Raw genomic sequence first — 7,127 nt, forward strand, 5'->3', positions numbered from 1 at the left:
GCGCCGCGCGATTCCGGTGCGATATCAGTGATGTGTGAGGTGTGGATGAAGATGTTGCCTTTGCCCTGGTAGTCGCGGGCAATGGCGCTGGTCAGCGCGATGGCGAGTTCCGGGGTGAACTGACCGTGCAGGTTGACGTGCAAGTTGCCGTTGCGTTGATCGATCTGGATGGGTTGGCTGGTTTCCATGTGGTCCTCTTGAATGTTTGCTTGTGGTTGCTTTGCGTGAAGCGGTTATTGAATGATTTGATTGAGCCCTCTGGCCAGCGACGAAAGCCCGGAGCTGCGCATGAGGACAAAGGGTTTCTGGTAGCGTTTGCACATCTTTTTGACGCAGTTGCAGGCGTCGTGACTGACGCAGTCAATCGGGCAAAGCACGGCGTCGGCGGTGCTCATCAGTTTGGGCAGCAGATTGCGCGAGGCCTCCTTGCCGCCGTCGTGATGAAGGAAGCGACCGCCGAACTGCTCGACCAGTTGCCGGTAATGGGGAACCATTTTGTGCAGGCCGCCGACGTAGAGCACGGTTTTTCCGCAGAGATTGGGGCCGGGGCAGTTGTCGGTGTTCTGATCGGCGCACTGCAGGCAGGGATCCTGCTCCTTTGCGATGTGCTGAAAGAGCATGCCTTCCAGCGAGGCGATTTCGCGGGTCTGTTCGCTCTCGTGTCGCTCAAGCCGGCCGCGTAATTGCTCGAGTTCCTGCAGACGCGCCACCGCTTGGCTGAACTGCCTCTTGATCAGGTCGAGCTCTTCGGTCAATTCGTCGATGCGGCCGTAGAGGCCGTTGTTGTTCTGACGCAATTCGGCGATCAGTTGCTGATTGTTCTCCTCGCGGCGTTGATCCTCCACGTCGCGGAAGCGCTGATCGAGGGCGGCAATCTTCTCGCGCAGCCCCTCGTTTTCCTTGGCCAAATTCGCCCCGTGAGCCAACTTCCGGTGCAATTCGAAAATGTCCTCGCGGAGTTGCTTTTTTTCCTGGCGGAAGAACTGCCGCTCCGAGCCCACCACCTCTTCAAGCATGTCGGTTTTGGCCCGGAGGCTGGCAATCAGCGACCGATCCTTGTGGGCGTTGACCGCGTAGTCGTGGCCGAGCATGTGCAATGCCCCATACACTTTGGCCACGATTTCCAGCGAGGCCTGCGGATGGGTCAGTATCCCCCACCAGGCGCTGTCAACCCGCCCTTCGGCCAGATCTTCATCCCATAAGGCTTTGATTGCCTGGTCTGTTTCCGCCTTGAGGTATTTTTTGGCGGCGGAGCGGTATTTTTTTTCCAGGTATTTGCCAAGCGCCTTGGCCTGAGTGTCGTCCTGGTCGGAAATCTTGATGAAATGGGCGTGCAACTGATAGTCGTCCAGCCCTGGTTCCGCTGCAAACTGTCGCTCCCGGGAAAGCTTGCGTAATTCGGCGCGACTGAGACAGGTTCCGATCAAGGCGCATTTGTAGCATCCTTCGATGTGCCAGAGCTTTTTCCGCTGCGTGGGTTGTGGGGGCAGGGCAAGCGTTTCCATGATGAGCACCTTTGATGTAAATGATGAAATACTGAAACAAGGCAATGAAGCAACTGCATCAAGCGCCGGATCGTGTGAACCTTTAGCGGCCTTGCCAGCGTTTGCTGAACGACGAGCCGGCCGGTAAACGCGGCTGGAATATAACAATTAGCCGCCTCTTTTACTCCGTGATCGCATCGATGGATTATGTATGCTAAATTTTATTCATAGTGTCAATTATTTTTAGTCACGTCTAATTAAAAATAATTTTTGAGCACGCTAGGTCATTTTGGCGTCATCGAATTGACGCCACCGAGGGGTGGCGCACGCTTCTTCTCGGAACCCCGACAACCTGTCCGTTGATTTGCCGTTTCCAATCCTTTTTGCAGAATTCCTTTATCAGACACTACTGGCAGTCAGATTTTTCACGCACAGCTGTTTCCGATTTTCGCCGGCGGCCCTCTCCGGAAAGAAAAGAATTCTCGGCAATATTGCCGTTGCGCCGGGTTCATGGTATAGGTCGCGCACTTTCGCATGAACCGCTTCCGCGCCCATTGTGTGAAGCGCCATTTCGCACATCACCTGCAACAAGGAGAACGCCCGCCATGGAACGAACATTTGCCATCATCAAACCCAACGCCTTTACCGCCGGCAACGCCGGAAAGATTCTTGCCCGCATCTACGCCGAGGGGTTCACGGTCGTCGGCATGAAAAAGCTCTATCTGAGCAAGCGCGAGGCCGAAGGGTTCTACTATGTGCATAAGGAACGGCCGTTTTTTGGCGAGCTGACCGATTTTATGTCCAGCGGCCCTTGCGTGGTCATGGTCCTGGAAGCGGAAGGCGCGATCAAGAAATGGCGCGATCTGATGGGCGCGACCAACCCGGCAAACGCCGCCGAAGGCACCCTGCGCCGCGAATTTGGCGACTCCCTGGAGGCCAACGCCACCCACGGCTCGGACGCCCCGGAAACCGCCGCCTTTGAGATCGGCTATTTTTTCTCCGGCCTGGAATTGCTGATGTAAAAACGCCGGCCTGCGGGTCGGACAGGTGCAACAAAAAAGGCGGTCTCCTCAAAGGAGACCGCCTTTTTTGTTGATTGCGCGGTTGTTGCGCCCACCGGTCACGCCATTACCCACCTTCGCCCCTGTCGTTTCGACGCGGGCAACCGGGGGCGAAATCGGCGACCCAGCCTCGTTCTCCCAAACCGACCGCCCAGGTCTTTGCCAATCAGCTGGATCGCTTCCTCGCCTTCATTCCTGCGGCGCTTAACGAGGGTCGGGCGTTTTCATCCGCAGGGGGATGATTGTGATCGTTTCCACGCTCCAGCGTGCGAAAAGAGGAAAGTCATGGTTAGGACCACATCGACGATGTTCGCCTTGGGTGTCCCGTAGCTTCGTGATAACAACCAAGGCAGGTTGATCAGCCTGGCCGTGCTGGACAATGAACAGGCCCCTGCCGGGAGATGCTATCCTGGGCGGAGACGACCGGGTCGGAGAGACGGAGTTTGATCGCCTCCAGCTCGTCTAGGTGCTCGAAAAACAGATCGACAATCCGTGGATCGAACATGGCGCCGCGCTGCTGCTGGATGAACTGCAGCACCTTCTCCTGCGGCCAGGGCGGCTTGTAAACCCGGCCCAGGGAGAGCGCGTCGTAGACGTCGGCTAGGGCGCTGATCCGCGCCATGATGCTAATCTCCTCGCCTTGCAGGCCACAGGGATAACCGGTCCCATCCCAATGCTCATGGTGCTGCAAGGCAATGGTGCGGGCACTGGCAAAGAGTTTGCGGTCGGAAACCCGCAGGATATGTTGACCGATAACCGTATGGTTTTTGATGATCTCGTACTCCTCGGGGGTAAGTCGATCGGGTTTGTGGAGAATGGCGTCGGGGATGCCGATCTTGCCGATATCGTGCATCGGTGAGGCTGCCTCCAACAGGAGCAGGTCTTCGCTGGACAGGCCGTATTTTTCACCGAGCAGGACCGAGTAGGCGGCCACCCGGCGAACATGGTTGGCGGTATCGTGGGAACGCGATTCGATAACTTCCCCCAGGGTGGAGAGCAGGTCCAACTGGGTTTCGATCACTTCGCGGTTGAGGGCCAGAATCTCGGCGTTGCCTTGGTTGATAGTCCGTTGGCGGCGGATATTCTGGAGCAAAAGCAGAATGATCACGCTGAGGATTGCGATAATTCCCAAGGCGCCGATGATGGCCGAGCGGTGGATCTCAAAGTAAGAAAGCGGCCGATTGAGCAGTACCGCATCGTCCGGCAAGCTGTCGAGAGGGATCGCAAACCGCTGCAGCGCCTTGTAATCGTAGGTGTGTCGGTTTATCCCGGCAAGACCGTCGTACAGGTGGGGCGGATTGTTGCCTGCCAGCCGGTCAAGTAAGGTTTGAGCCGCCTTTTGCCCCTGTCCGTAGGCGCTGGTGATGCAGCCTCCGACCACTCCTGTGTTCAGCTGAAAATCCCAGCCCGCATAGACCGGCGTCGGCGCCCGGGCGGCAATCGCACGTGGCATTGCTTCAGCGGTAAACAGCTTCCTTGCGGCATCCTGGAAATAGACCAGCAGATAAATCAATTCCCCCGCAACACGGTCGCCAGCAAACTGGAGCAGTTTCTCACCGGTCATTGGCGGGAGAACTTCCAGCCTGACCTGCCCAGCGAGCGAGGCTGTCTGCGCTAAAAAGTCCTGGCGGATAGATTGGCCGGTGAGGGTGTCGTCGATGACGATATAGATGGTATGCGTTTTGGGGTTTTGCCTTAAAGCGGCGTTGAGAGTCTCCTGGTGGGCCAGTCGTTCGAGGATGATGTTCATGTCGCCGGCATTGGCCGGAACCGACTGGGCGCCGTTGATGCCGCAGGCCACTATTGGCGTGTCGGGAAACAACACTTCCCGATGACGAGCGACAAAATCCAGAGCATGATTATCGGTCAGGATGATGCCGTCGAAGCCGGTTTCGTTATCGCGGCTGTATTTTTCCTGATACAGACGGAATACCTGTTCAAGATAGGCCGGAGAATCATGGTGCTTGGCGTCCAGATATTCCACCCGGTAGCTGGTGGCTTGCCCTGGCTTCTCCAGTACGGAGAGGATCCCGGAGTGTAAATCCCTGGTCCATATGAAATCCGGCGCATAAGAGTGAATGATCAGAACGCGCAGCGGTCGATGTGCGCCGGTGTCGGCTGCTTCTGCTCGCAGCCCCTGTACAAGCAGCGCCAGGGTCATTACAAGCGGCAAGATAAATCGGTATGAGGAGAGACATGATAGATGCTGTTTATGAATGGCGGTCCTCCTGCCGGGGCGGCTCCTCAAGGGCGTTTCGGTTATGTGTGTTGATCGTTGCCCATCTTCGTCGTCCTCTGCACTCAAGGTGTTTCAGAGAAACCTTGATCTTGAACGGTGAAATAACCTTCCAGCCGAGAAAAACCTCCCACTATTTAGGACGCGGCTATTACCTGTCAGGTTTATTAACTGGTAGTTTTATACAGGTCATGAAACTGCCACTGCCAATAGTAAGAAATTTATTTAACGGAACATTGATCCTTTACATTGGGGGCACACTGGTAACTTTTCTTCATCATTTTCTATGACTATTTTCTTCCCGCATGTCATGCAGATGTAGGTTCCTTTTCCCGGTCGATCTCCTGTGTATTTCATTTCATTCTCCTAATCAAAAAGTTAGGTCAACGCCGGAACTTGATTTCAATGCTTTTCGAAGTTACTTCATTGTGTTCGCCAAATCAAAAAGCAGTTGGTTGATGTTGTCGAGCCGCACAAGACCAAAGCGTGGATACTCAATGTCGAGGATAAGGTACATGGTGAAGGACATCACCAATGCAAAAGCAATTTCGTAAAAACGGGAAGAATTCTCGGAAATGCTTGCTCGATAACCTATCATTCCTCCGCAGGCGATCGATATCAGCGCCAGGGAGGCATAAATAAGCAATGGCGGGTGCGCCATGATCGCCACGGATCTGGTGGTGACAATGTCGATCATCTCATTGAGCGCGGGGAGCAGCAGCATCCGTATGGATGAGTTTTCTGTTCCGCTGCTCGCTGATACTGCTTTGCTCCAAATCAATTGCTGCAATTCGGATGCATTCGCCAATTCGGAGAGCGCACCCTCTTTTTCTGTCAGTTTCTGATAAAAAGCAAATCGAGAAAGGGTGTATGCTTTGAAATCTTTTCGCAGTTGAGCTTGGGCGTCGTTCGATAACACATCAAGACGAAGATAGGCCGTACCAATGGCATTTACTTCCTGAACCATCAATTGTCGCCTTGTATCCAAACGGGAATAGGCCGCAGAGAATGTGAATGCGGTCAGGAGTCCGAGCAGCGCGAAGACCGCACCTACCACCGCTCCCGCACTTTCCGACGAGGTTTCGACAAGGTCAGGCCGCCCCCTGCCTATCCGATAGGCAAATCGAGAAACCGCTACGATTGTGATGAAAAGCGCAAAACTCGCTATGCATGTCATTAAAGTGTAGTTCATGATCTTTTCTCATCGGTTTGTCGTTGTCAAACGGATTGCAGGATCGACAGAAAGGCCGTTTTAATTTCTGTTTAGACCCGGCATTACTGAATGATCAAGTTGCCCCCTCGACATATCGGCGGCGGCCTTGCATCTTGTTCGGCACCTTGTTCTTCCGGGTGGTTTTACATTCGCAACCCGTCACCCTCAAGCGTTGCCTCTGCCAGTGTTGCGGAATGTGGCAACGATGATGACCTTGCTTGAGATTTCCAGTTCATGCCATAGACGTGGAAGCTATCCACTGACCCCAGCACTTGAGCAAAGGTATTTTCTATTAACATGAGGGCCGGAGGTCTAGTTATTTTAGCAAACGTGGCAAGAACAACATTATTTTCAGCCCACCGGTCAACACTTTTCCAACAAGTCATGACTGACAGGAGTTATATGAACTCAGAACGGTTTGCGTTACCCGCGCTGGGGCGGGCGGCGGAACGCCGTCCGCCTGGAAAAAGGCTGAGGCGTAGAAAAAGGCTTGGAATCGCGCCAGACCCCCCAGCGTCGGGTGCACGCTTTGTTAGGCATGGCATTGCTAAGTGACCTTATTGAATGCAATTCGTACATCTTCTTCTCTAATGACTTTTCTTGCTATTTCTTCAGCCAATTCAATATCAAGATTGAGCAATCGAGCAACTTCGGAAATATTTATCCCAGGATTTTCTTTGGCTAAATCGGATATAGTCCAACGCAGAGATGAATTCAATGGGTCACAAAAACGAACTCTTTTTCCTGCTTCGAGACCAATGCGAAGCAAGTTTTCATAATCGTCAAAAATCGGTATCCAACGATTATTGTTGAGTATATATTCCATTGTAACTGTATCTAGCCTATAAAGACAAAAAACGTCATTCTGCCTTTCTTCTTGTGCTACTAGCCAAGTTTGTTGACATTCACGGCATTGATAAACAGATAGCCACCAATATGGGTGGCCACGTTTCTTAATTTCGTTAAGAGTCGCAAAGACTTTTTCGCTTTCATCTCCCATGTCCACCACAGCAATATTACCTGGTTCAGTGAAAAAACATCTATAAAATCAACGTAAAATTAAAATCAACATATTGAAATTTCAGTAAAAATATTGCAATATCCGCCTGTCCTGAAAACTCACTTGGCAGGTG

The 7,127-nt window shown here is 53.1% G+C and carries 7 protein-coding genes; 1 reads left to right on the top strand and 6 read right to left on the bottom strand.

Annotated features, from left to right (window positions below; translation table 11 throughout):
- A partial coding sequence (locus tag RCH93_RS08385) for a hypothetical protein (protein ID WP_306547903.1) occupies positions 1-188 on the bottom strand: 188 nt, incomplete at its 3' end.
- Positions 189-233: 45 nt separating this feature from the next.
- Positions 234-1,505 (bottom strand): DUF2325 domain-containing protein, encoded by a 1,272-nt coding sequence (locus tag RCH93_RS08390; protein WP_306547904.1) that lies wholly within the window; start codon positions 1,503-1,505, stop codon positions 234-236.
- 584 nt (positions 1,506-2,089) lie between these two features.
- On the opposite strand from RCH93_RS08390, the gene ndk reads away from it, so the two are divergent.
- Complete coding sequence (ndk, locus tag RCH93_RS08395) at positions 2,090-2,506, top strand: nucleoside-diphosphate kinase (protein WP_306547905.1); 417 nt, start codon at positions 2,090-2,092, stop codon at positions 2,504-2,506.
- A gap of 397 nt (positions 2,507-2,903) precedes the next feature.
- On the opposite strand, the gene RCH93_RS08400 is transcribed toward ndk, so the two are convergent.
- The 4 genes from RCH93_RS08400 to RCH93_RS08410 all read right to left on the bottom strand — a co-directional run bounded on the left by RCH93_RS08400 (position 2,904) and on the right by RCH93_RS08410 (position 6,994).
- Entirely contained in the window at positions 2,904-4,718 is a 1,815-nt protein-coding gene (locus RCH93_RS08400; RefSeq protein ID WP_306547906.1) for an HD domain-containing phosphohydrolase, read from the bottom strand.
- Positions 4,719-5,006: 288 nt separating this feature from the next.
- A complete protein-coding gene (locus RCH93_RS17905; RefSeq protein WP_373693272.1) occupies positions 5,007-5,138 on the bottom strand; it encodes a DUF3039 domain-containing protein in 132 nt (43 codons plus the stop codon).
- Positions 5,139-5,199: 61 nt separating this feature from the next.
- On the bottom strand, positions 5,200-5,973 hold the full coding sequence (locus tag RCH93_RS08405; RefSeq protein WP_306547907.1) for a hypothetical protein: 774 nt from the start codon (positions 5,971-5,973) through the stop codon (positions 5,200-5,202).
- A 568-nt stretch (positions 5,974-6,541) separates the two neighbouring features.
- Positions 6,542-6,994 carry a hypothetical protein gene (locus RCH93_RS08410; RefSeq protein WP_306547908.1) on the bottom strand — a complete coding sequence of 151 codons (453 nt, stop codon included), beginning with the start codon at positions 6,992-6,994 and terminating at the stop codon, positions 6,542-6,544.
- Positions 6,995-7,127: the final 133 nt, after the last annotated feature.

Origin of the sequence: Desulfobulbus sp., assembly GCF_030824455.1 — a bacterium.
Lineage (GTDB): Bacteria > Desulfobacterota > Desulfobulbia > Desulfobulbales > Desulfobulbaceae > Desulfobulbus.

What these genes read in the sequence shown, in the direction of transcription:
- ndk (WP_306547905.1), top strand. Translation starts at nt 2,090, where the DNA reads ATGGAACGAACATTTGCCATCATCAAACCCAACGCCTTTACCGCCGGC.
- RCH93_RS17905 (WP_373693272.1), bottom strand. Translation starts at nt 5,138, where the DNA reads ATGAAATACACAGGAGATCGACCGGGAAAAGGAACCTACATCTGCATG.
- RCH93_RS08405 (WP_306547907.1), bottom strand. Translation starts at nt 5,973, where the DNA reads ATGAACTACACTTTAATGACATGCATAGCGAGTTTTGCGCTTTTCATC.
- RCH93_RS08390 (WP_306547904.1), bottom strand. Translation starts at nt 1,505, where the DNA reads ATGGAAACGCTTGCCCTGCCCCCACAACCCACGCAGCGGAAAAAGCTC.
- RCH93_RS08410 (WP_306547908.1), bottom strand. Translation starts at nt 6,994, where the DNA reads ATGGGAGATGAAAGCGAAAAAGTCTTTGCGACTCTTAACGAAATTAAG.